23 protein-coding genes and 1 pseudogene are annotated in these 23,896 nt (G+C 67.4%); 11 read left to right on the forward strand and 13 right to left on the reverse strand.

Features of this window, described 5'->3' with window-relative positions; genetic code table 11:
- Nucleotides 1-20: 20 nt before the first annotated feature.
- Nucleotides 21-1,094: pseudogene (locus ACSUZC_RS04370) on the forward strand (TDT family transporter); the annotation flags it as partial.
- Nucleotides 1,095-1,184: 90 nt separating this feature from the next.
- On the opposite strand, the gene ACSUZC_RS04375 reads toward ACSUZC_RS04370, so the two are convergent.
- The 3 genes from ACSUZC_RS04375 to ACSUZC_RS04385 form a co-directional block, all read right to left on the reverse strand.
- Nucleotides 1,185-2,780 carry an ABC transporter permease gene (locus tag ACSUZC_RS04375; protein ID WP_439031685.1) on the reverse strand — a complete coding sequence of 532 codons (1,596 nt, stop codon included), beginning with the start codon at nucleotides 2,778-2,780 and terminating at the stop codon, nucleotides 1,185-1,187.
- Complete coding sequence (locus ACSUZC_RS04380) at nucleotides 2,780-3,736, reverse strand: ATP-binding cassette domain-containing protein (protein ID WP_439031686.1); 957 nt, start codon at nucleotides 3,734-3,736, stop codon at nucleotides 2,780-2,782. Before ACSUZC_RS04380 ends, ACSUZC_RS04375 begins: the two co-directional genes overlap by 1 nt.
- Nucleotides 3,737-3,961: 225 nt before the next feature.
- Nucleotides 3,962-4,756 carry a VOC family protein gene (locus tag ACSUZC_RS04385; protein ID WP_439031687.1) on the reverse strand — a complete coding sequence of 265 codons (795 nt, stop codon included), beginning with the start codon at nucleotides 4,754-4,756 and terminating at the stop codon, nucleotides 3,962-3,964.
- 121 nt (nucleotides 4,757-4,877) lie between these two features.
- Here ACSUZC_RS04385 and ACSUZC_RS04390 point away from each other — a divergent pair, with 121 nt between their 5' ends.
- The gene (locus ACSUZC_RS04390) at nucleotides 4,878-5,429 is read left to right on the forward strand and encodes a hypothetical protein (protein WP_439031688.1); all 552 of its coding nucleotides are present in this window, start codon (nucleotides 4,878-4,880) and stop codon (nucleotides 5,427-5,429) included.
- Here ACSUZC_RS04390 and ACSUZC_RS04395 read toward each other — a convergent pair.
- The 3 genes from ACSUZC_RS04395 to ACSUZC_RS04405 form a co-directional block, all read right to left on the reverse strand.
- The gene (locus ACSUZC_RS04395) at nucleotides 5,404-5,931 is read right to left on the reverse strand and encodes a C40 family peptidase (RefSeq protein ID WP_439031689.1); all 528 of its coding nucleotides are present in this window, start codon (nucleotides 5,929-5,931) and stop codon (nucleotides 5,404-5,406) included. The two genes, ACSUZC_RS04390 and ACSUZC_RS04395, sit on opposite strands and share 26 nt — an antisense overlap.
- Nucleotides 5,932-6,066: 135 nt before the next feature.
- Nucleotides 6,067-6,474 carry a hypothetical protein gene (locus tag ACSUZC_RS04400; RefSeq protein ID WP_439031690.1) on the reverse strand — a complete coding sequence of 136 codons (408 nt, stop codon included), beginning with the start codon at nucleotides 6,472-6,474 and terminating at the stop codon, nucleotides 6,067-6,069.
- 2 nt (nucleotides 6,475-6,476) lie between these two features.
- Nucleotides 6,477-7,715, reverse strand: coding sequence for a Rieske 2Fe-2S domain-containing protein (locus ACSUZC_RS04405; RefSeq protein ID WP_439031691.1), 1,239 nt, complete (start codon nucleotides 7,713-7,715; stop codon nucleotides 6,477-6,479).
- Nucleotides 7,716-7,937: 222 nt separating this feature from the next.
- On the opposite strand from ACSUZC_RS04405, the gene hsaA reads away from it, so the two are divergent.
- From hsaA to ACSUZC_RS04435, 6 genes are all read left to right on the forward strand, one after another.
- Nucleotides 7,938-9,122, forward strand: coding sequence for a 3-hydroxy-9,10-secoandrosta-1,3,5(10)-triene-9,17-dione monooxygenase oxygenase subunit (hsaA, locus tag ACSUZC_RS04410; protein WP_439031692.1), 1,185 nt, complete (start codon nucleotides 7,938-7,940; stop codon nucleotides 9,120-9,122).
- A 64-nt stretch (nucleotides 9,123-9,186) separates the two neighbouring features.
- Nucleotides 9,187-10,098 (forward strand): iron-dependent extradiol dioxygenase HsaC, encoded by a 912-nt coding sequence (hsaC, locus tag ACSUZC_RS04415; RefSeq protein ID WP_439031693.1) that lies wholly within the window; start codon nucleotides 9,187-9,189, stop codon nucleotides 10,096-10,098.
- 1 nt (nucleotide 10,099) lies between these two features.
- Nucleotides 10,100-10,672: a 3-hydroxy-9,10-secoandrosta-1,3,5(10)-triene-9,17-dione monooxygenase reductase subunit gene (hsaB, locus tag ACSUZC_RS04420; RefSeq protein WP_439031694.1), complete on the forward strand. Its 573-nt coding sequence runs from the start codon at nucleotides 10,100-10,102 to the stop codon at nucleotides 10,670-10,672.
- The gene (locus tag ACSUZC_RS04425; RefSeq protein WP_439031695.1) at nucleotides 10,669-11,859 is read left to right on the forward strand and encodes a hypothetical protein; all 1,191 of its coding nucleotides are present in this window, start codon (nucleotides 10,669-10,671) and stop codon (nucleotides 11,857-11,859) included. Before hsaB ends, ACSUZC_RS04425 begins: the two co-directional genes overlap by 4 nt.
- Nucleotides 11,856-12,656, forward strand: a complete 801-nt coding sequence (locus ACSUZC_RS04430; RefSeq protein ID WP_439031696.1) for an SDR family oxidoreductase — start codon at nucleotides 11,856-11,858, stop codon at nucleotides 12,654-12,656. The genes ACSUZC_RS04425 and ACSUZC_RS04430 overlap by 4 nt, the downstream gene beginning before the upstream one ends.
- Nucleotides 12,649-13,791: a sulfotransferase family protein gene (locus ACSUZC_RS04435; protein ID WP_439031697.1), complete on the forward strand. Its 1,143-nt coding sequence runs from the start codon at nucleotides 12,649-12,651 to the stop codon at nucleotides 13,789-13,791. Before ACSUZC_RS04430 ends, ACSUZC_RS04435 begins: the two co-directional genes overlap by 8 nt.
- Nucleotides 13,792-13,868: 77 nt before the next feature.
- On the opposite strand, the gene ACSUZC_RS04440 is transcribed toward ACSUZC_RS04435, so the two are convergent.
- The 6 genes from ACSUZC_RS04440 to ACSUZC_RS04465 all read right to left on the reverse strand — a co-directional run bounded on the left by ACSUZC_RS04440 (nucleotide 13,869) and on the right by ACSUZC_RS04465 (nucleotide 19,661).
- Nucleotides 13,869-14,963: an acyl-CoA dehydrogenase family protein gene (locus ACSUZC_RS04440; RefSeq protein ID WP_439031698.1), complete on the reverse strand. Its 1,095-nt coding sequence runs from the start codon at nucleotides 14,961-14,963 to the stop codon at nucleotides 13,869-13,871.
- Nucleotides 14,960-15,928, reverse strand: coding sequence for an acyl-CoA dehydrogenase family protein (locus ACSUZC_RS04445; protein ID WP_439031699.1), 969 nt, complete (start codon nucleotides 15,926-15,928; stop codon nucleotides 14,960-14,962). Before ACSUZC_RS04445 ends, ACSUZC_RS04440 begins: the two co-directional genes overlap by 4 nt.
- A 5-nt stretch (nucleotides 15,929-15,933) precedes the next feature.
- Complete coding sequence (locus ACSUZC_RS04450) at nucleotides 15,934-17,100, reverse strand: acyl-CoA dehydrogenase family protein (RefSeq protein ID WP_439031700.1); 1,167 nt, start codon at nucleotides 17,098-17,100, stop codon at nucleotides 15,934-15,936.
- Between the two features lies 1 nt (nucleotide 17,101).
- Nucleotides 17,102-18,019 (reverse strand): enoyl-CoA hydratase, encoded by a 918-nt coding sequence (locus ACSUZC_RS04455; RefSeq protein WP_439031701.1) that lies wholly within the window; start codon nucleotides 18,017-18,019, stop codon nucleotides 17,102-17,104.
- A 110-nt stretch (nucleotides 18,020-18,129) separates the two neighbouring features.
- Nucleotides 18,130-18,603, reverse strand: coding sequence for a hypothetical protein (locus tag ACSUZC_RS04460; RefSeq protein ID WP_439031702.1), 474 nt, complete (start codon nucleotides 18,601-18,603; stop codon nucleotides 18,130-18,132).
- Between the two features lie 128 nt (nucleotides 18,604-18,731).
- Nucleotides 18,732-19,661 (reverse strand): IclR family transcriptional regulator, encoded by a 930-nt coding sequence (locus tag ACSUZC_RS04465; protein WP_439031703.1) that lies wholly within the window; start codon nucleotides 19,659-19,661, stop codon nucleotides 18,732-18,734.
- A 51-nt stretch (nucleotides 19,662-19,712) separates the two neighbouring features.
- Here ACSUZC_RS04465 and cysD point away from each other — a divergent pair, with 51 nt between their 5' ends.
- The 3 genes from cysD to ACSUZC_RS04480 are packed head-to-tail and all read left to right on the forward strand — an operon-like array spanning nucleotide 19,713 to nucleotide 23,350.
- Nucleotides 19,713-20,660: a sulfate adenylyltransferase subunit CysD gene (cysD, locus tag ACSUZC_RS04470; RefSeq protein ID WP_439031704.1), complete on the forward strand. Its 948-nt coding sequence runs from the start codon at nucleotides 19,713-19,715 to the stop codon at nucleotides 20,658-20,660.
- Nucleotides 20,660-22,522, forward strand: coding sequence for an adenylyl-sulfate kinase (cysC, locus tag ACSUZC_RS04475; protein WP_439031705.1), 1,863 nt, complete (start codon nucleotides 20,660-20,662; stop codon nucleotides 22,520-22,522). The genes cysD and cysC overlap by 1 nt, the downstream gene beginning before the upstream one ends.
- 48 nt (nucleotides 22,523-22,570) lie before the next feature.
- Complete coding sequence (locus ACSUZC_RS04480; protein WP_439031706.1) at nucleotides 22,571-23,350, forward strand: 3'(2'),5'-bisphosphate nucleotidase CysQ; 780 nt, start codon at nucleotides 22,571-22,573, stop codon at nucleotides 23,348-23,350.
- A 6-nt stretch (nucleotides 23,351-23,356) separates the two neighbouring features.
- On the opposite strand, the gene ACSUZC_RS04485 is transcribed toward ACSUZC_RS04480, so the two are convergent.
- Nucleotides 23,357-23,896 carry a hypothetical protein gene (locus ACSUZC_RS04485; protein ID WP_439031707.1) on the reverse strand — a complete coding sequence of 180 codons (540 nt, stop codon included), beginning with the start codon at nucleotides 23,894-23,896 and terminating at the stop codon, nucleotides 23,357-23,359.

The following is a 23,896-nucleotide window of genomic DNA, read 5'->3' on the forward strand; positions in this document are numbered from 1 at the left end:
TTCGCGGGAGCGTGGTGGACATGACCACCATCGCCCTCTCCCGGACAGCGGCCGGCGCCCGCCCGCGGTCGGTGAGCTACGTGCCGCCCAACTGGTTCGCGGCCGTGATGGGCACCGGGATCATCGCGATCGCCGCCCACGGTTTGCCGTGGCAACCCTCGGGGATCGGACTGTTGGCCAGCGGTTTCTGGCTGTTGGCGTGCACGGTGTTCGTCGGGGTGGTGGTCGCGACGATCCGCCACTGGCTGCTCGACCCGGAGGTCGCCCGCGGACACCACGCGCATCGGGTGGTGGCCCACTTCTACGGCGCGGTGCCGATGGCGGTGATGACGGTCGGGACCAGCACCCTGGTGGTGGGCGCCCCCCTCGTCGGTCGCGACGTGGCCTTGGGCATAGATCTTGCGTGCTGGGTTCTCGGCACCCTCGGCGGGGTGATCACGGCGGTGGCCATCCCGTACCGGCACCTGATCGTCGGGCGGGCGCGTGTCGACGACGCTTTCGGCGGCTGGCTGATGCCGGTTGTCGCGCCGATGGTGTCGGCGTCGGCCGCTGCTGTGCTGGTGACCCGACTGAACGGCGGATGGGCGGCGCACCTGGTGCTGGGCGTCGGGTACGCCATGTTCGTACTGACGGTCGTGACCTCGGTGCCGATCATGGCGGCACTCGTCCTGCGCCTGCGGACCGGTGATCACGGTGCTGCGCACATGGTCCCGACGTGGTGGATCGTGCTGGGCCCGCTCGGACAGTCGGTGACCGCAGCCTGCCTGCTCTCCCACGCCGCACCCCATGTCGTGACCGGGCCGATCATCGGCGCCCTGCACTCGTTCGCCGTCGGCTACGGGCTCGTCGTCTGGGTGGCCGCCACCGTCTGGATCGTGATCGCCGGCCGACTCACCCTGCGCACAGTGCGTTCCGGGATGCCCTTCGCGATGACCTGGTGGTCGTTCACCTTCCCGGTCGGGACCTATGTCACGGGTTCGAGCGCGTTGGCGCTCACACCGGGCGGCGTGGCTTTCGAGTTCGCCGCGGTAGCCGGGTTTGCGGTCCTGGTCTCGGCGTGGGGCGTCGTGGCGGTTCGTACGATCCGCGGTATCGACCGCACCCGCCCACGCGGATCTCGTAGCGCAAGACGGTCTATAGCGCGCATTGTCGCTACGAGATCCCGGGGAGCAGCGAGGTGCGGGTCAGGGGGTGTCGCGGCGCCGGAAACCCAGGAATCCGATCGCCAGGAAGGCCAGGGTGAACAGGCTGATCCACAGCAGTCCCCACCAACTGTGCGAGGCGGCGGACACGTCGGGCACGTGGAAGAAGGGACTGATGCCGAGGGCCCAGGTCGGCAGCTTGAAGCTGGGGCCGAGCAGGGTGAGGACAAACGATGCCAGGACCCCGATCCATGACGCAGGTTGAATCCGGGGCCGGGCGCCGATGACCGCGACCGCGAGCGCGATCACGGTCCATACCGCCGGAATGGTCGCGACCGCTTGCAGGAACGCGTTTTCGAAGGTGATCCCGATGTGGGCCGCGGATGCGAAGATGCCGATGACGACGCCTGCGATCAGCATGAAGAGTGCGGGCGCCAGAAACGCGATGGAGACGTTCGACGCCAGGTAGCGGTGTCGGCTGATCGCCGCGGCCAGGACCGGCTCGGTGCGGTCGTCGAGTTCCTCGGTGCGAATCCGGTTGACGATCTGCACTCCGCCCACCGAGGCGATGATGCCGACGAGGCTGAGGATGGTGGTCAGGAATGCGGCGACGAGATCGTCGGGAGAGGCTGCGCCAGAGGCGAAGATCTCGGCCATGGCCGGATTCGCGCCGAACAGGTCGTCGACCGAGCCCGTGAAGTAGCCGAAGATCACGCCCAGGCCGGCGAAGGCCGCACACCACGCCGAGATCGATGCCCGGTTCAGGTGGATGGCGAGACCCAGGGGCGTGCGGGCGGTTCCGCGTTCGGGTCCGGGGCGCGGTGCGATCAGGCCCTGACCGAAGTCGCGGGACACCTGCAGCCGGAAACCGATCGCGGAGACGACGGCGGCGAAGGCGATCCCGAGGAGCAATGGCCACCAGTGGTCGCCCGTCCCCGGACGCGTCTCGGTGATCCAGCCCAGCGGATTGACCCAGGTGGTCCAGCCGGGCGCACTCACCGAGTACAGGAACCCCCGCAGGATGAACAGGACCCCGAGGACCGAGACGGCGATCGTCGTCGCGGTCCGCGCGTCGGAACCGATCTGAGCCGTGACCACAGCCACCGCGGCGAACATCCAACCGGTGACGGTGAACCCGGCGGACAGCAGAAAGGATGCCTGCCAACCTCCACCGCACAGCACGGTGGCGATCCCGGAGACCACACCGACGGCCAGCGAGGCGACAAACGACAGCGCCAGGGCCGTCAGCAGTCGCGACTCGCGGCCCAGGACACCCGCCGCGAGGAGCTCCGCCTGCCCCGAATCCTCCTGTCCGCGGCTCGCTTTCGACACGATCAGGATGGCGCCCAACGCGGTGATGAAACCGCCGAGGGCGAGGCTGCGCCATGCGTTGAACCCGTCGGTGGTGGACAGATCGAAAGCGGGTCCGAAGATGAGGCCGAGGGCCGGGTTGGACCCGACCGTGGCCGCGAAGGCTTTCCGGTCGGCCAGATCCGGGAACAGCAGGGGGTAGACGATCACCGACGACACCGAGAGCGCGGTGGTGATCACCACCCAGGGTGCGAACGTCCGTGCCTCGTGGCGCAGTGAGGCACGGAGCAGGGGAGCGGTACCGGCGACGGCCGCGGCCGCGGTCATCAGCGGGCGCCCGTCGCGCGGCCGTCGGTAGCAGTGTCGCCGGTAGCGGTGCCGTCGGTGTCACTGCCGTCGTTGTCATAGAGGCGCAGGAACAGACTCTCGAGCGACGGCGGCTCCACGGTCAGCGATGCGATGCCGTACGGGAGGAGCGCGCGCATGGCCTCGTCGATCCGGTCGGAGTCCACGGTCGCCACCAGGCGGTTGCCCTCCAGGTCGATGTCGTGCAGGACGGCCAGCTGGTCGCGTAGGGGGATGGTCTCCAGTTCTGCACGGATGCTGGTGCGCGTGTGTCCGCGGAGCTCGGTCAGGGTGCCGGTCTCCACGATCTCGCCTGCCCGGACGATGCTCAACCGGTCGGCGAGGGTCTCGACCTCGGCCATGATGTGACTCGACAGCAACACCGACGTTCCGCGTGCCGTCGCCTCGCCCACGACCTCTTGAAAGACCTTCTCCATCAACGGGTCCAGACCGGAGGTCGGTTCGTCGAGAATCAGCAGTTCGACATCGGAGGCCAGTGCGGCGACGATCGCGACCTTCTGCCGATTGCCCTTCGAGTACTGCCGACCGCGTTTGCTCGTATCCAGTTCGAACCGGTCGACGAGTTCGGATCGCCGTGCCTCGTCGAGGCCGCCGCGCATCGCTCCGAGCAGGTCGATGGCCTCGCCTCCGGTCATCGACGGCCAGAGCGACACATCTCCGGGGACGTAGGCGAGGCGACGATGCAGCTCGACGACGTCGTGCCACGGATCGCCGCCCAGCAAGCGGAGCCGGCCGGAGTCGGCGCGCAGCAAGCCCAGCAGCACGCGGATGGTCGTGGACTTGCCCGCACCGTTGGGGCCGAGGAAACCATGCACCTGACCGCGCTCGACCTGCAGATCCAGGCCTCGTAGAGCCTCGAACTTCCCGAAGGACTTGCGCAGTCCTTCGACGTCGATGACGAGTTCTCCGCCGGCCATGGCGTCCTCCAGCCGTTCAGGTGGTGTGGGTGTTGTTCGGTGGTTGGCAGAAGTGTTCCACGAGTGTGGTTCTCGTGTCCGCCAGTTCACCGGCAGTACCCGAAGCGGCGAGCCGTCGCCGAACCGGCTCACCACGAGCGGCCGTCGGGGATGAAGGCTTGTCTCGGCGGCGGAGCACGGCAGGACTCACGCGCTCAGATGCCCATGAGTCCGGCCGCGGTCAGTTCACATACCGGCCGGCGGATGGCCCAGGCAGATCAGCGCGCCCATCGGGTCCTTGATGGAGGCGAGCGTGCCGTACGGCGTGTCTTCGCCGGCCATCAGGATCTCGGCGCCGAGGCCCTCGGCCTGCTTCACGGTGGCGGCGACATCGTCGACGGTGATGTAGACCTGCCAGAACGACGGCACCTCGGCGGGGAAGAGCTTGACCGAGTCCATGATCCCGGCATACGACATCTCGCCGAAGAAGACCTGTCCGTAGTTGTCGGGTCCGACGGCATCGGGGTCACCGCCGGTGCCGACCTCTTCGATGCGCGCGCCGAGTACGGCCCGGTAGAAGTCGAGGGACTTGGCGTAGTCCTTGCTCTGGCAATCGAACCAATAGGGGGTGCCGTGGACGCCGTACTCGGTGTAGCCCACATGGGTGTTCGGCTGCCAGAAGCCGATGACTGCGCCCGCGGAATCGACCGCGACCATCATCGTGCCCTCCTCGCCGATGGCCATCGGCGGCACCATGATGGACCCGCCGGCCTGTTCGACGGCCCTCACGGTCGCGTCCGCGTCCTCGGTGTGCAGGTACACCGACCAGATGTTCGGCGGCCCCGCACCATCCATCGTCGGGCTGAGACCCGCGACGCGCTTGCCGTTCTTCGTGAAGTTGCGGTAGCCGCCGAACTCCTCGTCGGCCTCCTCCGCCTCCCAGCCGAAGATCGCACCGTAGAACTCCTCGGCTCTCGCGGTGTCACTGCTCATCAGGTCGAACCAGATGGGTGCCCCCGAAGGAGCTGCGTAGTCGGCCATGTCATGTCCTCTCGTACTGAACGGCGATGGATTCGATCGACACACTTCTGACTGTCATGGTCGCGCAAACTCATCGGTCCCGACCCCCGATCACCGCAGACCGGAATGGCACCCTGGTCGCATGACGACGCAACGAGACACCGCCGAGCGACTCCGCGGGTTCGCCTGGCCCGCGATGCTGGTCGGGGGGCTCCTGCTGGTCCTCCTCGCCCAGGTGCAGTGGGGCTGGACCGAGGAAGGTGTGGAACCGTCGATCACCGGATTGGGTCACGTCAAGATCCTGGGAGCGACTACCGACGATGTCGAGTTCTTCTTCGCGGACAAGACCGACGATCCCGGTCTGAGCGTGGTGGTGGCCGGCGCGGTGATCGCGGTCGTTGCGGCACTGGGCTGGTGGCGCACCCGACTCCGGCCGTCTGCCGTCGGACTGATCGGTCTCGCGTCGCTCATCGCACTGGTTGTCGGCGTCCGGACGTTGAGTGATCCTGCCGCACAGTTGTTCTCCGACTCGGTGTCGGAGGCGTTGGGTGCAGAGCTGCCCGCCATGCAGCCCGGTTACGGCCTGATCGGGACCGTCGTGGTCGCGGTCCTGCTGCTGGCCGTCGTCGCCGGATGGGTACTCACAACGCTGCTGTCGCGGCCGACGGTCAGCCGAACCGGCGAATCGTCTTGATGTAGCCCATGTTCTTGAGCTTGGTGAAACCGATCGGTACACCGTTGGGCCCGTACGCGTTGAACACTCGGCCGGCGCCGGCGTAGATACCGACGTGCCCGGCGTCGCGGCCGAAGATGATGATGTCGCCCGGGGCGAGCGCACGGAGCGGGATCGCGTGACCGACCTTCGCCTGTTGCTGACTGGTCCTCGGGAGGTGGACCCCGGTCGTGTAGAACGCCCACCGCACCAGCCCGGAGCAGTCCCACGAATGTGGACCGACACCGGCCCACTTGTAGGGCTTGCCGATCTGGGTGATCGCTGCGCCGAGCGCGTTGAGCCCGGCCTGCGTCGGCACCGGGAGGTAGATCGGCGCCGAACCCGTGGCGTCCGAGGATCCCGCGGCAGCCGCGCGGGCGGTGTCGGCCAACGGCGAACCGGTGAGGGGGACGCCGATGGTGAGTGCGGCGGTCAGGGCAAGAGTGCAGGTCACGCGCGTGCGACGCGTTCGGGAAACGGGCATGACGACAGCTTCGCCGACGGTCGACGGCGCGTCGTCGGTCGTGCCCTACGTGTGACGAAGGTGTGACCGCTGTGATGCCTGAGGCTAGTGGTCACTAATGTGATTGGGCCGGTGGCTAATTGCCGTGCCCGGTTGTCACCAGTACCCGTCCGGGTCGGATCGCGGTGACTCCGCCGGGATGATGCCCTCGGCAACCCCGTGGTCGATGCTGGCCGACAGTCGGGCGCAGGTCGGCATCATCGCGCCCGGGAGAAGAGGCCCGTTGCCGTCATCGCCGCCGGCGCGCATCTGCTCGAGGCCGAGGCAGCGATCTCGGGCGTCGGCATTCCACTGCACACTCGTGTGGAACGAACTCGTCTTCTTCACGAGCACGCAGGCATGGCATGCCCGGCACTCGATCTCACGCATACCGCCCCGGAGGTAGTGCTCGCGGTCGCGCTGCGTCGCCTCGTGAACCCGGGCACGACGGTCGGGATCGGCGTGGAAGTCCGGCGCCTTCGCCCACCGATCGGTACCCACTCGACCCTCGGCTGCCCGGGTCATCGTCAGACCTCGGCCTTCTCCGAGGACGCCGTGGTCTCCGAGGACTGAGCCTTCTCGGCCTCCTGGCGACGCAGATTCTCCTGGATCTCCTCGTTCCAGCTCTCGAGGGCCTTGGACGTGTCGATCTCGTACTCGAAGCGTCCGGTCATCTCGTCGGTGACCTCGGCCTTGTCGACGTAGAACTGCTCGTACCACCGACGGAGCTGGTAGACCGGGCCGTCTTCCTCCACGAGGAGGGGATTGTCGATGCGCGTCTTGTTCTTCCAGATCTCGACGTCCTGCAGGAAGCCGACCTCGACACCCGAGCTGATCTTGTCAGCCATCTTCGACGCCTGCTCGGCGGTCAGACCGTCGGGCACCTTGGCCATCACGCCGTACATGAGAACGAAGGAGTTCTCGTCGATCGGGTAGTGGCAGTTGGTGAGGATGGTCTCGACCGCGTAGCCGCCGTAATACTGGATCATCGGGTTGAGCATGTAGGACGGGCCGTAGTACGCCGCGATCGACTCCAGGCGGCTGTCCCCGTAGTTGGTGCCGAGGGAGACGTCGGGCCGGCCGTGGGAGTTCATGTACTGAGCTGCGATCTCGCCCTCGAAGACGTTCTTGAAGTAGTCCGGCAGGGCGAAGTGAACGTAATAGAAGTGCGCCATGTCGACCACGTTGTCGATGATCTCGCGGCAGTTGGAACCCTCGATGACGAGGCGGTTCCATGTCCAGGCCGTCCACTCGTCGGTGCCGAACTCGTCGAGCTCGGGAATGATGCATTCGTCCGGCGGGGGATTGCCCTCGGGATCGTTGTAGACGAAGACCTGGCCGTTGCGGACCATCGACGGCCAGGAGCGGGTCTTGGCCAGCTTCGGGTTCCGCTTCGCATAGGGAACGCCCCCGCAGCGACCGTTCCCTTTCCAGAGCCAGCCGTGGAACGGGCACGCGACGTTGTCGCCCGACAGCTTGCCCTGGGAGAGATCGCCGCCCATGTGCCGGCAGAACGCGTCGAGTACGTTGACCTCGCCCTTGGTGTCGACCCAGACGACCAGCTTGGTCCCGAAGATCTGCACCGAGTGGGGCTGGCCGTCGGAGAATTCGCCGAGCAGTCCCAGGCAGTGCCAGCCGCGGGCGAATCGGGTGGGCGGCGCCCCGGTGTCGATCTCCCGGATGCCGACATCCGCCCCATCCGTGGCGGTGGCTCCGTCCGACGAGCGGGGGGTGCCCGGGGTCATCGTCTCGGGTCCTGAAGACATATGCCCTCTCCTGTCTGTGGCTCGTATCGCGTCAGGGTCTGCTCTCAATACTAGAACACGTTTCAGATTTGTCAGGCCGATCGACCTCCCAGGGTGCGATCTGGCCTGTACATGGGCATGAATCCGCAGTGCTCGACAGAAATGAGAACGTGTTCTAATCTCGAACTCGATGGTACAGCGGCCGGTCTTCCGGCCGAGGAGAGACGAGTAGGAGCAGGCGAGATGCCAGCACAACGGAGCGAAGCCGCCGAGCAGGTCCTGGAAAAGATCAGTGCCTTGCTCCCGGAGATCGAGCAGCGTGCGCAGTCGACCGAGGATCTGCGCCGCATCCCCGAGGAGACGGTGTCGAGTCTCGAGACCGCCGGATTCTTCAAGCTGCTGCAGCCCGAGCAGTGGGGTGGCTACCAGGTCGATCCGGTGACCTTCTACGAGGCGGTCCGCCGCATCGCTTCGGCCTGCGGTTCCACCGGCTGGGTCTCGGGCATCATCGGCGTGCACAACTGGCACCTCGCGCTGTTCGACCAGCAGGCGCAAGAGGACGTGTGGGGTTCGGACACCAACGTCCGCATCTCGTCGTCGTATGCGCCGATGGGTATGGGCGAGGTCGTCGACGGCGGTTACAAGGTGAACGGCTCGTGGGCCTGGTCGTCGGGGTGCGAGACCGCCGACTGGGTGTTCGTCGGTGGCCCGGTCATCAAGAACGGCAAACCCGTCGACTTCGTGAGCTTCCTGATCCCGCGCGAGGACTACACCATCAAGGATGTGTGGAACGTCGTCGGACTGCGCGGCACCGGCTCCAACACGATCGAGGTCAAGGACGTCTTCGTGCCGCGGCATCGCATGTTGAGCATGCGGACGATGTCGATGGGCGAGAGCCCGGGCCTCGAGCGCAATACCGCCCCGGTGTACAAGATGCCCTGGGGGACAATTCATCCCAGCACCATCGCGACCCCGATCGTCGGAATGGCCTACGGCGCCTACCGGGCGCACGTCGAGCACCAGGGCAAGCGTGTCCGGGCTGCGTACGCCGGCGAGAAGGCCAAGGAGGATCCGTTCGCCAAGGTCCGGATCGCCGAGGCGGCCAGCGACATCGACGCCGCGTGGCGTCAGTTGTCGGGCAACCTGCAGGCCGAGTACGACCTCATCCTGGCCGGCGAGGAGGTCCCGATGGAACTGCGTCTGGCCGCGCGTCGTGACCAGGTGCGAGCGACCGGGCGGGCCATCTCCGCGATCGACCGGCTCTTCGAGAACTCCGGAGCGCACGCGCTGGAGAACGGCACCCCGATCCAGCGGTTCTGGCGCGACGCCCACGCGGGCCGCGTGCACGCCGCCAACGATCCCGAGCGCGCGTACGTGGCATTCGGCAACGGCGAGTTCGGGATTCCCATCGGCGACACGATGGTGTGACGCCCCTTCGTGACGCTCGCAAGCTCGCTCCTCCGGGAGCAAGGACTAGACAGGAGCACTGGAGATGACTGACAGTCCGATCCGCTCGCTGGGATACATGAGGATCGAAGCCACCGACATCGAGGCGTGGCGCACCTACGGCCTCAAGGTCCTCGGCATGATCGAGGGTTCCGGGCTCACCGACGGTGCGCTCTACCTCCGGATGGACGACTTCCCCGCGCGGCTGGTGATCGTGCCGTCCGAGCACGACCGGCTCGCCTGCGCCGGATGGGAAGTCGCCGACGCCGCCGCGCTACAGGATGTCCGGGATCGCCTCTCACGTGCCGGGGTGGTGTTCCGCGAGGGTAAGGACGAAGAGGTCGCCGACCGTCGCGTCGCCGAGATGATCGTGTTCGACGATCCGGCCGACAACACCCTCGAGGTGTTTCACGGTGCCGCCCTCGAACATCGTCGCATCGTCAGTCCGTACGGCCACCGATTCGTCACCGAGGAGCAGGGACTCGGGCATGTCGTGCTGACCTGCACCGACGACAAGGCGGCGCTCGAATTCTATCGCGACGTCCTGGGATTCCGTCTCCGCGACTCGATGCGGTTGCCCCCGCAGGTGGTCGGCCGCGAAGAAGGCGACGAGGTCCCGTGGCTGCGCTTCCTCGGATGCAATCCGCGGCACCACTCCCTGGCGTTCCTGCCGATCCCCAACAGCACCGGCATCGTCCACCTCATGGTCGAGGTCGAGAACTCCGATGACGTCGGACTGTGCCTCGATCGCGCGCAACGCAAGAAGGTGCCGATGTCGGCGACGCTGGGTCGGCACGTCAACGACCTGATGCTGTCCTTCTACATGAAGACGCCAGGCGGGTTCGACATCGAATTCGGTTGCGAGGGAAGAACGGTCAAGGACGAGGAATGGATCGCCCGCGAGAGCACCGCGGTGAGTCTGTGGGGACACGACTTCAGTGTCGGGTTCAAGGCCTGATATGACGCGAACCCCCTACGGTTCTGCCGATTTCGACTCCCGGCAGTTCCGTACCGCCATGGGGCAGTTCTGCACCGGCGTCACGGTCATCACCACACTCGACGACGCGGGCAAACCGGTGGGATTCGCTTGCCAGTCGTTCGCCGCGTTGTCCCTCGACCCCCCGCTCGTCCTGTTCTGTCCGATGAAGACCTCGCGCAGTTGGAAGGTCATCGAGAAGGCGGGCAAGTTCTGCGTGAACGTCCTGTCGAACCGGCAGCAGGACGTCAGTGCCGCATTCGGCGCCCCCGGTGACGACAAGTTCGCGAACGTCACCTGGGACCCGTCCCCGGCCGGGTTGCCGGTCATCCGGCATGCATTGACCTGGGTCGAGTGCGACGTGGAGAGCGTCACCGACGGCGGCGACCACCACATCGTGATCGGGCGGGCCCTCACCCTCGGAGAGGTGTTGCAGGACAAGCCCCTCCTCTTCTATCGCGGCGGCTACCTGTCGACCGAACATCCGCGGGTCACACCCGCACAGGCCGAGTTGGAGAATTTCCTGACATGGACGGGCGGGGACACCTGGTTATGAGCACCGACGTCACGACGACCCTGGTCACCCAGCCGCTCACCGACGCCATCGCCGAAGCCGAGAAGCTCGTCACATCGGCCGATTTCGCCGAGACCGAGCAAGATCTCGCGGAGGGGCTCGACTATCTCGCCGGCAGCATCGCCGCGATCGTACAACTGGTTCGAGCGCGGTCGCTCTCACACCCGAACTTCGTGACCTCGACCGGCCCGGCGACGAAGATGGGGCTGGACAATCCGGACACGCTCTACTATCACGCCGACGTCGAACCGACCGGGACCTACGTGGTACGCGGGCGACGGGGTACCACAACAGATCTCAGCTTCCAGGTGCTGCGGGGCGACTACACGGCGTCCGAGGTGCCCGGCGGCGAGGACGCGTTCGACGACCGTCGCCTGACCATCGCCGAGGACGGTTCGTTCGAGTTGACCTTCGGGCCGCCGCTCCCGGATCCTCCGGACAACTACTTCCCGCTCGGCGACGGGGCGTCGATGCTCGCTGTGCGCGAGGTGTATTCGGACTGGACCGAGCGGAAGGGGTCGATCACCATCGAGCGCGTCGACACCGTCGGGTCGGCGCCCGAGGAGCCGGACCTGGCGCGTGTGTCCCGCAGATATGCGACCGCGGGAAAGATGCTGCTGACACGCATCAACACCTGGTTCAACTTCCCCAAGTGGTTCTACCTCGACGAGCCGGTCAACACCTTCACCGCGCCGCGCCAGACGCCCGGCGGACTCAGTACGCAATTCTCCTCCGTCGGTCACTACCGCCTGGGTCCCGACGAGGCGATGGTCATCACCATCCCGCGATCCGACGCGCCGTACCAGGGCTTTCAGCTCGGCAGCATGTGGTACATCTCGCTGGACTACGTGAATCACCAGACCAGCCTGAACTCCGCTCAGGCGCAGGTCGATCCGGACGGAATGATCCGGATGGTGGTGTCACACCGAGATCCCGGCGTGGCCAACTGGATCGAGACGACCGGCCGAGCCAAGGGCATCCTCCAGTTCCGCTGGCAGCGCAGCGACTCCGCGATCGGACCCGAACTCGGTCCGAGCGCTCAGGTCGTCGCCTTCGACGACGTCGCAGCGCACCTGCCGCATCTCGAGCACAACAGGATCGATGCCGAGGGCTGGGCGGAACGGATCGCAGCACGGCAACGCGGGTTCGCCGAGAGGATGCTGGGATGAGCGAGAGTGTGCCGTCGGGCGGATTGCTGGCCGGCAAGGTGGTCGTGGTGTCGGGCGTAGGTCCGGGTCTGGGCCGGTCGATCTGTCTGCGCGCCGCCGCCGAAGGCGCCCGGGTGGTACTCGCGGCGCGGACGGAATCGCGGCTGAAGGAGGTCGCCGCGGAGATCGACGCGGCGGGTGGGACGAGCCTCGTCGTGCCGGCCGACATCACCGACGACGCGGCCGTCGACGAGCTGGTGGCCACCACGCGCGCCGAGTTCGGTCGCGCGGATGTACTGGTCAACAACGCATTCGCGCTGCCGTCGATGAAGCCGTTGTCGCGCACCGACTTCGACCAGATCGCAGCCAGCCTCGAGGTCACCGTCCTGGGGACCCTGCGCGTCATCCGCGCGTTCACCGACACCCTCGCCGAGTCCGACGGCTCGATCGTCAACATCAACTCGATGGTCATCCGGCATTCCGAGCCCCGGTACGGCAGCTACAAGATCGCCAAGTCGGCGCTCCTCGCCATGTCGCAGTCGCTGGCGACGGAGCTGGGTGACAAGGGTATTCGCATCAACTCCGTTGCGCCGGGTTACATCTGGGACGACCAGTTGAAGTGGTACTTCGGCGAGGTCGCCAAGAAGTACGGGATCACCCCGGAGGATGTCTACGCGCAGACCGCGTCGAAGTCCGACCTGAAACGACTGCCCGAGCCCGACGAGATCGCGGACGCCGTCGTCTTCCTCGCCTCACCGATGGCACGCGCCATCACCGGTCATACCTTGGACGTGAATTGCGGTGAATATCATGACTAGTGCTGCGCGCACCGACGTCGGGACGATCGAGGACCTGCACTCGTCGGCGACCCGTGCCACCGGACTCGACGACTTCGGTGACTCCGACTACCTGGAACCGCTGGGCATCCTGCTCGAGTCGTACCGGTCCGAAGCCGGGCTGACCGAACTCGGCAGCAAGATGTTCCGCTACTTCCTCAAGGGTGCGCTCGTCGCGCGATTGCTCAGCGAGGCGTCGTGGAAGGCCAACCCCGGGTTCGCCGACGTCGAGGTGACGCGTCCGATTTTCGTGACGGGTCTGCCGCGCACGGGAACCACCGCGCTGCATCGGCTCCTGGCCGCCGATCCCGCGCACCAGGGCGTCGAGATGTGGCTCGCGGAATTCCCCCAGCCACGTCCGCCGCGCGACACCTGGTCCGACAACCCGGTCTATCGCCAGATCCAGTCCGGCTTCGAGCAGCACCACGTCGAGAACCCCGAGTTCATGGGATTGCATTACATGGACGCCGGCGAGGTCGAGGAGTGCTGGCAGCTGCTCCGGCAGAGCGTCATGTCGATCTCCTATGAGTCGCTGGCGCACGTCCCGACGTACTCGCAGTGGTTGTCGACCCGGGACTGGACGCCGGCCTACCTGCGCCACCGCCGGAACCTGCAGCTGATCGGTCTCAACGATCCGGGGAAGCGGTGGGTGCTCAAGAACCCCAGCCATCTGTTCGCGTTGGACGCGCTGATGGCCGCGTACCCCGACGCGCTCGTGATCCAGACCCACCGGCCACCGACCACGCTGATCGCCTCGATGTGCAGCCTGGCCGAGCACGCGACGTCCGGGTACTCCACGACTTTCACAGGGCCTCAGATCGGACAGGACCAACTCGAGCTGTGGTCACGCGGCCTCCGCGAGTTCTCCGCGGCGCGCAAGCGTTACGACCCGAGTCAGTTCCTCGACATCGACTTCACCGATCTGCGGAGCGATCCGATGGGCACCGTCGAGCGGGTGTACGCCGCGCTCGGAAGCCCGATGTTGGACGAGGCCCGCGCGGCGGTGACGGCGCTGGACGAGGAGAGCCAGTCGGGCGCCCGCAAACCCCAACACCGTTACCAGCTCTCCGATTACGGGCTGGACGAGGCGACGGTCGAGGCGGCATTCGCCGTCTGACCCCAGGGATTTCGTAGCGAGAATGCGGATATGGCGCGCATTGTCGCTACCGATTCCCGATCGGGCGGTTCAGCTGCCTAGCGGAGCCGGGCAGCGACGTCGGCGACCGCCGTGTGCGGCGCACCCAGCAGCTGCGAGGTGGCCTGCGCCCGTTTGAAGTACAGCTGGATGTCGTGCTCCCAGGTGATGCCGATCCCGCCGTGCAGTTGGATGGCCTCGCCGGCGACGGATCGGTACGCGTCGGAGCAGTGGACGTGAGCGGCCAGAGCCAGCTCGGCGGCCTCCGCGCTGTCGGTGGCGACCGCGAGGACCGCGGCACGGGAGATCGACCGTGCGGTCTCGACGAGCACGTACATGTCGGCCATCCGGTGCTTGAGGGCCTGGAACGAGCCGATCGTCCGCCCGAACTGCTTGCGCGACTTGGTGTAGTCGACGGTGAGATCGAGCGCCCGCTGTGCGCCGCCGACCTGTTCCGCCGACAGCAGGGCCCACCCGAGTGTCCGTAACCGTGCGGCGAGATCTCCCGGCGCCGGGATGACCGAGGCCGCCACCTCGTCGAACCGGACCGAGGACAGGCTCCGGGTGGGGTCCATCACGGGCATCGGCGACACCGACACGCCCTCGGCGTCCGCCGCGACCTCGTGCAGGGTGATGTGTTCACCCGGCCCGGACGCCAGCACCAGCAGCGTGTCGGCGGTTTCGGCGTCGATGACGTAATGCGCGGTGCCGGAGAGGAGCCCGGCGTCGGCGTGCGCGCCCGGCGTGTCCCATCCGCGGACGCCCGCCCAGCACACCGCGCCGACACGTTCACCGGAGGCCAGGCCGGGCAGCAGACGGTTAGACGCCTCGTCGTCACCGGCGAGGAGAACCGCCCCGGTGGCCAGCCCGGCGGAACCGAAGGCGGGCACCGGGCTCAGCGCGGCGCCGAGTTCTTCCAGCACCGCCGCCGTCTCGGCCCAGGAGGCGCCGGCGCCACCGAGCTCCTCCGGGATCGGCAGGGCGGCCACACCGATCTCGGTGCACAGCGTCTGCCACAGCGGTGCGTCGATCCGGCCGGTCGTGGCCATCGCGGCGCGGACCGACGTCGAGTCGCCACGGCGTTGAAGCAGGTCACGAACGGCCTCGGCAAGCGCCTCGCGTTCTTCCGGGCTGATCGCGGACAGAGCGGTCACAGGGTCTCCAGAATGCGTTGACGGTGGACGGCGGGGGAACCCCAGGCACTGAGCAGCGCGCGGGTCTTGGTGATGTACAACGAGATGTCGTGTTCGGCGGTGTACCCGATCGCCCCCATCACCTGAAGGGACCGCCGGGCCGAGAGGTCGGCGGCCTCCGCGGCCGCGACCTTCGCCGCCGACACGTCCCGTGAGACGTTCGTGCCCTCCGGGACCTGACCGTCGATCCCGAGTGCCGCCGCGTGCACGAGCGGACGGGCCATCTCGATGGCGATCGCGACATCGGCGAGGTGGTGTTTGACGGCCTGGAACGAGCCGATGGGTTTGCCGAACTGCTTGCGCGACTGAGCATATTCGGAGGCGATGTTGAGCATTGCCTGGCCCAGGCCGAGCAACTGTGCGGCCGTGGCGAGCGCGCCCGCGTCGGCGGCATCGGAGGCGTCGACGCCGGAGGCGAGCACCTCGCTGGAGTCGATCCGAGACAACGTGCGCGTCGTGTCCACCGAGGCGCTCGTGTCGCGCACCTTCGCGCGCGACAGCACACCGTCTTCGACGAGGTACACGTCGGCGGAGTCGGCGTCGGCGGCCAGGGGTTGCAGCGGCCCGATGGCGCATGTCGCGAGCCGGCCCTCGGCGAGATCGCTGAGCGGGGCGGACACGTCGGCGTCGTGGAGCAGGACCGGCAGGACCGCAACACTCTCGACGATCGGTCCCGGCGCGCAGTGGCGGCCGAGTTGCTCGACGGCGACGACCATCTCGACCGCGCCGGCGCTGCTGCCACCGTGCGATTCGTCGATCAGCAGGCCGCAGATGCCCGCGTCGGCGAGCTGCGAGTACACCTTGGTGACCGCCGCGCGGTCGCCCTTGGCCCATGCGCGCGTCGCGGCCGGCATGTCGGCTTTGCCCAGCATCGCGTCCACCGTCGAGGCCAGATCCGTGTGGATGTCGGTGAGTCGGAAGTCCATGGATATCAGCGATCTCCGCGGGGAAGGCCGAGCAGGCGCTCGGCGATGACGTTGCGTTGGATCTCGTTGGTGCCCGCATAGATCGGCCCCGACAGTGAGAACAGGTAACCGTCCATCCAGGGGTCGTCCAGTTCGGCGACAGGGCCGCGGAGATCGAGGGCGGTCTCGTGTGCGGCGATGTCCCACTGCGACCAGAAGACCTTGTTGATCGACGATTCCAAGCCCAGCGCGCCACCTGCGGCGAGACGGCTCACCGTCTGATAGGTGGACAGCTCGTATGCGCGCGAACCGATCCAGGCGTCGGCCACGCGCGCATCGGTGTTCGCGGTGGCGGGCACGGTGTCCCGGGAGGAACGCCACAGTTCGACGAGGCGGTCGGTGGTGGCCAGGAACCGGCCGGGCGCTCGCAGCGAGAGGCCGCGCTCGTTGGCCGCGGTGCTCATCGCCACCCGCCAGCCGTTGTCCACCTGCCCGATCACGCCCGATTCACCGGGGTCGGTCGGGTCGTCGGGCACGAAGACGTTCTCCAAGAACAGTTCCGCGAAACCAGCCTCGCCGTCGAGCTGTGCGATCGGCCGGACGGTCACGCCCTCGCTGCGCAGGTCGAACATGAAGTAGGTCAGGCCCTTGTGGCGTTGCGCCTCTTTGTCGGTGCGGAAGAGGCCGAAGGCCCGGTCGGCGAAACTCGAGCGCGAACTCCACGTCTTCTGACCGTTGAGCAACCAACCACCGCTGGTGCGGACGGCGGTCGACCGCAGGGACGCGAGGTCGCTGCCCGCCTCCGGCTCACTCCAGGCCTGGCCCCAGATGTCGTCGGCGTTCGCCATCCGCGGCAGGATACGTTCCAGCTGAGCCGGACTCGCGTGCTCGAACAGCGTCGGGGCGAGCAGGAAGATCCCGTTCTGGCTCACCCGACCGGGGGCGCCGGACCGGTAGTACTCCTCTTCGAAGATGACCCAGTGCAGGAGCGGGGCGTCACGCCCGCCGAACTCCACCGGCCAGCTGACCACCGACATGCGGTCGGCGGCCATCGTGCGCTCCCACTCGCGGTGGGCCTCGAAACCCTCGGCGGTGTCCATCGACGGGAGTGGCTCGCGCGGAACGTGATCGGCCAACCATGCCCGGACCTCGGCGCGGAAGGCGTCGGCGGCTTCGTCGAACAGCAGGTCCATGTCAGCTCCCCAATCCCGAAGCAGCAGCGGACGATGCCTTCATCGACTTCGCGTCCATGCCGCCGAGCGAGTCGCCGCCTGCCTCGGAGTTGGCGGCGTGGGCGAAGTGGTGCCAGCCGAAGACCGAGTCCATCGAATTGCGCAGGCCCATCTGGTCCTCGCAGATGTTGACGGCCTTCTTGCTGAGGAACAGGCCCTGCATCGGCATCCCCACGGCTTTCTCGGCGATCTCGTTCACCTTGGTGTCGAGGGCTTCGCGGGGGACGACGTGGTTGACCATGCCCCAGTCGGCGGCCTGCGTGGCGGTGAAGCGTTCGCCGGTGAAGAGGATCTCCTTGGCGCGACGGGGGCCGAGGGCGAAGGCGTGGGCGAAGTATTCGACACCGGGAATGCCCATCCGCGCGACCGGATCCGAGAAGAACGCGTCATCCGACGCCACGATGAAGTCGCAGATCCAGGCGAGCATGAGGCCGCCCGCGATGCAGGCGCCGTGGACCTGGGCGATCAGGGGCTTGGGGATGTCGCGCCAGCGGCGGCACATCCCCATGTAGACCTCCATCTCGCGGGCGAGACGCTGGTCGGCGCCGGTCTTGTCGGTGTGGTCCCAGTGCAGGACGGCGGCGTTCTCGTAGAAGGTGTCGAAATCGCGCTCGGGCGTGCCGATGTCGTGGCCCGCGGAGAAATGCTTGCCGTTGGCCCGCAGCACGATCACCTTGACCGACGAGTCCTCGACGGCTTTGCGGAACGCGGCGTCGAGCGAATACGTCATCACCGAGTTCTGCGCGTTGCGATACTCCGGACGGTTCAGCGTCACATAGGCGACCGCCCCCTCGGGGCCACCGGTCTCGTAGGCGACGGGCGAGGTGTCCGGGCCGAGATCATCGGGGCCGAGCGGGGGCGGGATGACGGCGTCACTCATGCCCACGAGACTAACCTAGCAAGTGCTTGGTTGGTAGTGGGTGCCTCGAGCTCCGCGCGGCACTGACAGAGATGCGCTACGCGCGAGACACGGTCCGGCGGTTCTTTGCCTCAGGGGACGACGACGGTCCCACCGCAACTCGTCGACGGCACACTCCAGAGCGCGTTGCGGTTGACGGCGCTGAAGGTGACGTTGACGCGGCCCCGGCCGATCTGGCTCACGGGGATCACGAAGTAGTGGACGCCCTGGTAGGGCGGGTTGACGCGAACGTTGCTGACCTTCGAACCACGCTTGCCGGTGGCGAGATTGTGCCAGTCGAGCCGTGCCGAGGACTGGTACCCGCCGGGGAAGTAGCTCGTGAAATCGGACGCGATGTAGGCGTTGCCGGCATAGGTGCTCACGATGGCGCGGCGGGCGAGGAAGGGGACGTCGACGACGTTCGGGCTCAGGCCGACGCAATTCGACAGCGGGAACTCGCGTGTCACCGCTCCCGCCTCGCCGGTGGCGGCGACGCCCAGTCCGGCGGCGGCTGTGAGTGCGATGGCGGCGGCGGCCAACCGGGTGCTGATCCTGGTGCTCGGCATGTCCGGACTCCCTTTGCGTGTGACGGTGATGGCGTGACGCGGGTCCCGGTCATTCTCGTCGACATGACCGATTCTGTGCCGATTTCGACGACATGTCATTCACCCGCCCGATGGTGCCCGGGCATTCTTCAGGTCGTCTGGCCGGACAACTCGTCTGCGGCGGCACGCGTCGCGTCACCGAGCTCCCGCAGTTCGTCGATGTCGAGGGTCGCGTTCGGGCAGGCGACGATCGCCGCTGCCACACGGCCGGCGGCGTCGAAGACCGGCGCTCCGATGGTCACCACCGGGATGCCCGTGCCGTCCACCGCGCAGGCGTCGAGTTCCTCGGGCAGGTAGTCGATCACCGACAGCTCGGTCAGCAGATCGCCGACCCTGGCCCGCAACGTCTCCGACATCGTGTCGAGCGAGCTCAGCGCTTCGATCATCGCGACGTGATCGTCGGTCATCCGCTCGATCGAGTAGCCGCGCTCGGCCACGACGTCGAGGACGAGCCGGAGCCGGGTGCGGGTGGATTCGGCGGCCTGCGCGACCCACTCCGACCGTGCGTCCGGGGGGTCCCACGCGATGAATTCACGGCAGATCGGCGGCCGCAACCGGATGCGGCTGCCGTTGCGGAGCCACGGGTGCGGCTCGGAATCGGGAGCCAGATGCGGGGGGAAGGCGTGCGATGCCAGCGTCACGGTGTCCGCCGAGGTGCGGCGGGCCACGAAGCACGGGATCTCGAAGCGTCGGCACAGTTCCCGGGCCGCCGAGGCCGCCCACCGGATGAGGTGATCGGCGCCATCGGCGTTCCGTGCCAACGCGACGAAGGCGGGACCGACGGAGAAGGTGCCCGCGACGGGATCGCGGACGAGCCAACCCGCCGAGACCAGTTCGGAGACGATGGCATGCGCCGTGGCGCGCGACAGCGAGGTCTGGCGAACGATCTCGGCGAGGGTCAGCGAAGGCTGGTCGGCGCGGGCGAGCAGTTCGACGATCGCCACGACACGGGACGTCGGAGGCGACGCACCACGTGCCGGTTGACGAGCGTCGGAAAGGTCGCCTACGGTTTGTGTCACATTGTCAACACTTAGTGTCGAATATTCGACATGTCAAGGGGGTTGCACCCGGTGACCATTCCACTCGACGCGAAGACCGGTCGACATCCGCATCACGGCTACGAGCTGTCGCACCTCGCGGCGCTCGAAGCGGAGTCGGTCCACATCTTCCGTGAGGTCGCGGCCACGTTCGAACGTCCGGTGCTGCTGTTCTCCGGCGGCAAGGACTCGGTGGTCATGTTCCACCTCGCGCGCAAGGCGTTCTGGCCCGCGCCCGTCCCGTTTCCGCTCATGCACGTCGACACCGGACACAACTTCGACGAGGTGATCGAGTACCGGGACCGCGTCGTCGAGGAGACCGGGGTCCGACTCATCGTCAGCTCGGTGCAGGACGACATCGACGCCGGGCGTGTCGTGGAACAGACCGGGCCGGGTGCGACCCGCAACCGGCTGCAGACCACCGCGCTGCTGCGCGGCATCACCGACAGCCGTTTCGACGCGGTGTTCGGGGGCGCGCGTCGCGACGAGGAGAAGGCTCGCGCCAAGGAGCGCGTGTTCAGCTTCCGCGACGAGTTCGGCGCGTGGAATCCGCGTGAGCAACGGCCGGAGCTGTGGCGGCTCTACAACGGACGCCACCACAAGGGCGAACACATCCGGGTGTTCCCGCTGTCGAACTGGACCGAGCTCGACATCTGGCAGTACATCGCCGCCGAGGACATCGACCTCCCGCCGATCTATTACGCGCACCAGCGCGAGGTGATCCCCCGCGACGGGATGCTGCTCGCGAAAACCCGCTTCCTGCAGGAACTCCCGGGTGAGGAGGTGCGTACGGAGACAGTGCGGTTCCGGACCGTCGGCGACGCCACGTGCACCGGGTGCGTCCTGTCGGCCGCCGACGACGTGGCCAAGGTGATCGAGGAGATCGAGGGGACGAGGCTGACCGAGCGCGGAGCCACCCGAGCCGACGACCGGATCTCCGAATCAGGGATGGAAGACCGCAAGAAGGAAGGCTACTTCTGATGGGGAACTCCAGCGTCGCCGGTGGCGCCACCGAGATGTTGCGCCTGGCCACCGCGGGGTCGGTCGACGACGGCAAGTCGACGCTCATCGGCCGCCTGCTCTACGACTCCAAGGCCATCTTCACCGACCAGCTCGAGTCGATCGAGCGCACGAGTGCCGAGCGGGGCGACGAGTACGCCAACCTCGCCCTGCTGACCGACGGTCTGCGCGCAGAACGCGAACAGGGCATCACGATCGATGTCGCGTACCGCTATTTCGCCACGCCGCGAAGGAAATTCATCATCGCCGACACGCCCGGGCACGTGCAGTACACGCGCAACATGGTGACCGGTGCGTCGACGGCCGATCTCGCCATGATCCTCATCGACGCCCGCAAGGGAGTGCTCGAACAGACCCGCCGTCACGCGTTCCTGTCGTCCCTGCTCGGCATCCCCCACCTGACCATCTGCGTCAACAAGATGGACCTCGTCGACTGGTCGCAGGAGCGTTTCGACGAGATCTGCGCGGACTTCGTCGATTTCGCGGCCAAGCTCAACGTCGTGGACCTCACCTTCATCCCGATGTCGGCGTTGCGCGGCGACAACGTCGTCGAGCAGTCGTCGGCCATGCCGTGGTACGAGGGCCGTCCGCTGCTCAACCACCTCGAGCACGTCTACATCGCCTCGGACCGCAACCTGATCGATGCACGACTGCCCATTCAGTACGTGATCCGTCCTCAGCGCAGCGACGGTGCCGACCACCGGGCCTATTCGGGGACCGTCGCCGGCGGCGTCTTCGCCAAGGGGGATGAGGTCGTCGTCCTCCCGAGCGGGTTCAGCACGACGATCACCGAGATCTGGGCGCCGGGCGGGCGGGCGGTGGACGAGGCCTTCGCCGAGATGGCCGTGTCCGTCGAACTCGCCGACGAGATCGACATCGTCCGCGGAGACATGCTCGCGCGTCCCAACAACCGGCCGTATGTGGGCCGGGATCTCGACGCGATGGTGTGCTGGTTCGCCGAGGACGCCGAACTCCGGCCCGGCAACCGATACCAGCTGCTGTGTGGCACGCGGTTGACGCGAGCGCAGATCAGCGGCCTCAACTATCGGCTCGACGTCAACTCGCTGCACCGCGACGAGGACGCCGAAGGCCTGTCGCTCAACGAGATCGGCCGGGTCGTCCTGCACACCCAGGAGCCGGTGTCCTTCGACTCCTACCGGCGCAATCGGGACACCGGCAGCTTCATCCTGATCGACGAGGCCACCAACCGCACAGTCGGCGCCGGCATGATCACCGCACCGGTGAGCCATGACAGCCACGTCGTGTGGCAGGCGACGAAGGTCGCTCGCGAGCATCGGGCACACCGGGGCGCGACCATCTGGCTGACGGGCCTGTCGGGGTCGGGCAAGTCGTCGCTGGCCGTCGAACTCGAGCGCCGTTTCGTCGCCGAAGGACGTCCGGCGTACCTGATGGACGGGGACAATCTGCGGCACGGGCTGAACTCCGATCTCGGGTTCTCCGATGACGACCGGCGCGAGAACATCCGCCGCACCAGCGAGGTCGCGGCCCTGTTCGCCGATTCCGGTTCGGTCGCGATCATCTCGTTGATCAGCCCCTTCGCCGAGGAGCGTCAACGGGCGCGCGAGATCCATGCCGAGCGTGGGCTGCCGTTCTACGAGATCTTCGTCGACACCCCGCTCGAGGAGTGCGAACGCCGCGATCCCAAGGGGCTGTACAGCAGGGCCCGCCGGGGCGAGATCAGTCAGTTCACCGGCATCGACTCGCCCTACGAACGTCCGGTGGATCCCGAGCTGGTCATCACCCCGGACGACGGTCCGCCGTCAGAGGTGGCCGACCTCGTGCTGCGTAACCTGGGACTGTGACGAGCGCGATCGCCGCGCGAGCCTCGTAACCGACCGAGAGGAACCCCCGTGACCGACGATCGTGCACTTGCCGGCGAACTGGCGACCGCAGCAGGCGAACTCCTGCTGGACATCCGCCGCACCACCGGGCTGACCGGCAAGGAACTCGGCAACGAGGGCGATCGACGCTCGAACGAGTTCATCCTCGGCCGTCTCGCCGAGGTGCGTCCCGACGACGCGGTGCTGTCGGAGGAATCGGCCGACGACTCCTCGCGCCTGTCCGCCCCGCGGGTGTGGATCATCGATCCGGTCGACGGCACCCGCGAGTACGGCACGTACGAACCCGGGGGCGGTCGAAGCGACTGGGCGGTACACGTCGCCCTGTGGTCGTCCACCGACGGGCTCATCGCCGGCGCGGTCGCACTGCCCGCGCTCGGCGTGACCTACCTCGACGACGACTCCGCCGTCGACCCCGTGGAAGGTCTGGCGTCGCGTCCGCGGACCGGCGTTCCGCGCGTCGTCGTGAGCAGTTCGCGCCCACCGGCTTTCGCCGACGAGGTGGCCGCGGCGGTGGCCGGGGAGATCCTCCCCATGGGGTCGGCCGGGGCCAAGGCGATGGCGGTGGTGCGCGGGGAGGCGGATGCCTACGTGCACGCCGGCGGTCAGTACGAGTGGGATTCGGCCGCACCCGTTGCCGTCGCGAAGGCGAAGGGCCTGTGGTGCGGACGCATCGACGGGACGCCCCTGGTCTACAACAACGAGGACACCTATCTGCCCGACCTCATCATCTGCCGTCCGGAGTTCACCGAGGCGATCCTCACGGTCACCACGGAGGGTGCCGGGGGCTGAGGGCCCTCAGTGCGTGACGAGGATCTTGATCACGACGATCAGGGTCGCGAGCAGGGTGACCGCGGCGGCGCTGAACAGCGTTGCCCGGCTGGGCCGCTCGTCGTTGAACCGATCGATGACGAACACCGTGCCGCCGATACGGAGCAGGATCACGATCTCGGCGACGAGTTGCGCGGTGCGTGGCTCGATCCAGCCGACGAGGCCGATCAGCAGCACGGCGCAGGGGACGAGCGCCGACGTCAGGATGGGCACGGAGTCGCGCAGGTGGGCGAGCGCCGATGCGGTCGTGGGGCGGATCGGCCCGACCTGCACGCGCCGCGCGACACCTTCGGCGAACACGTGGGCGATGAAGGTCGACGCCGCGGTGCCCAGCAGGATCGCAATGCCGACGAAGTCGTCGTGGACGTGCAGCGGGATGAGAACGGCGAGGATCAGGATGTTGCCGTAGATGTACGCGCTGATGCGGGGCGCCGCATGCTCGCGGTCGAGTGGCCGGCGGCGGGTGAACAACGGTCCGTGCAGCAGGGTCCACGGACGTTTGCTCAT

The sequence above is a fragment of the Gordonia terrae genome, from assembly GCF_051789125.1.
Classification (GTDB): domain Bacteria; phylum Actinomycetota; class Actinomycetes; order Mycobacteriales; family Mycobacteriaceae; genus Gordonia; species Gordonia terrae_A.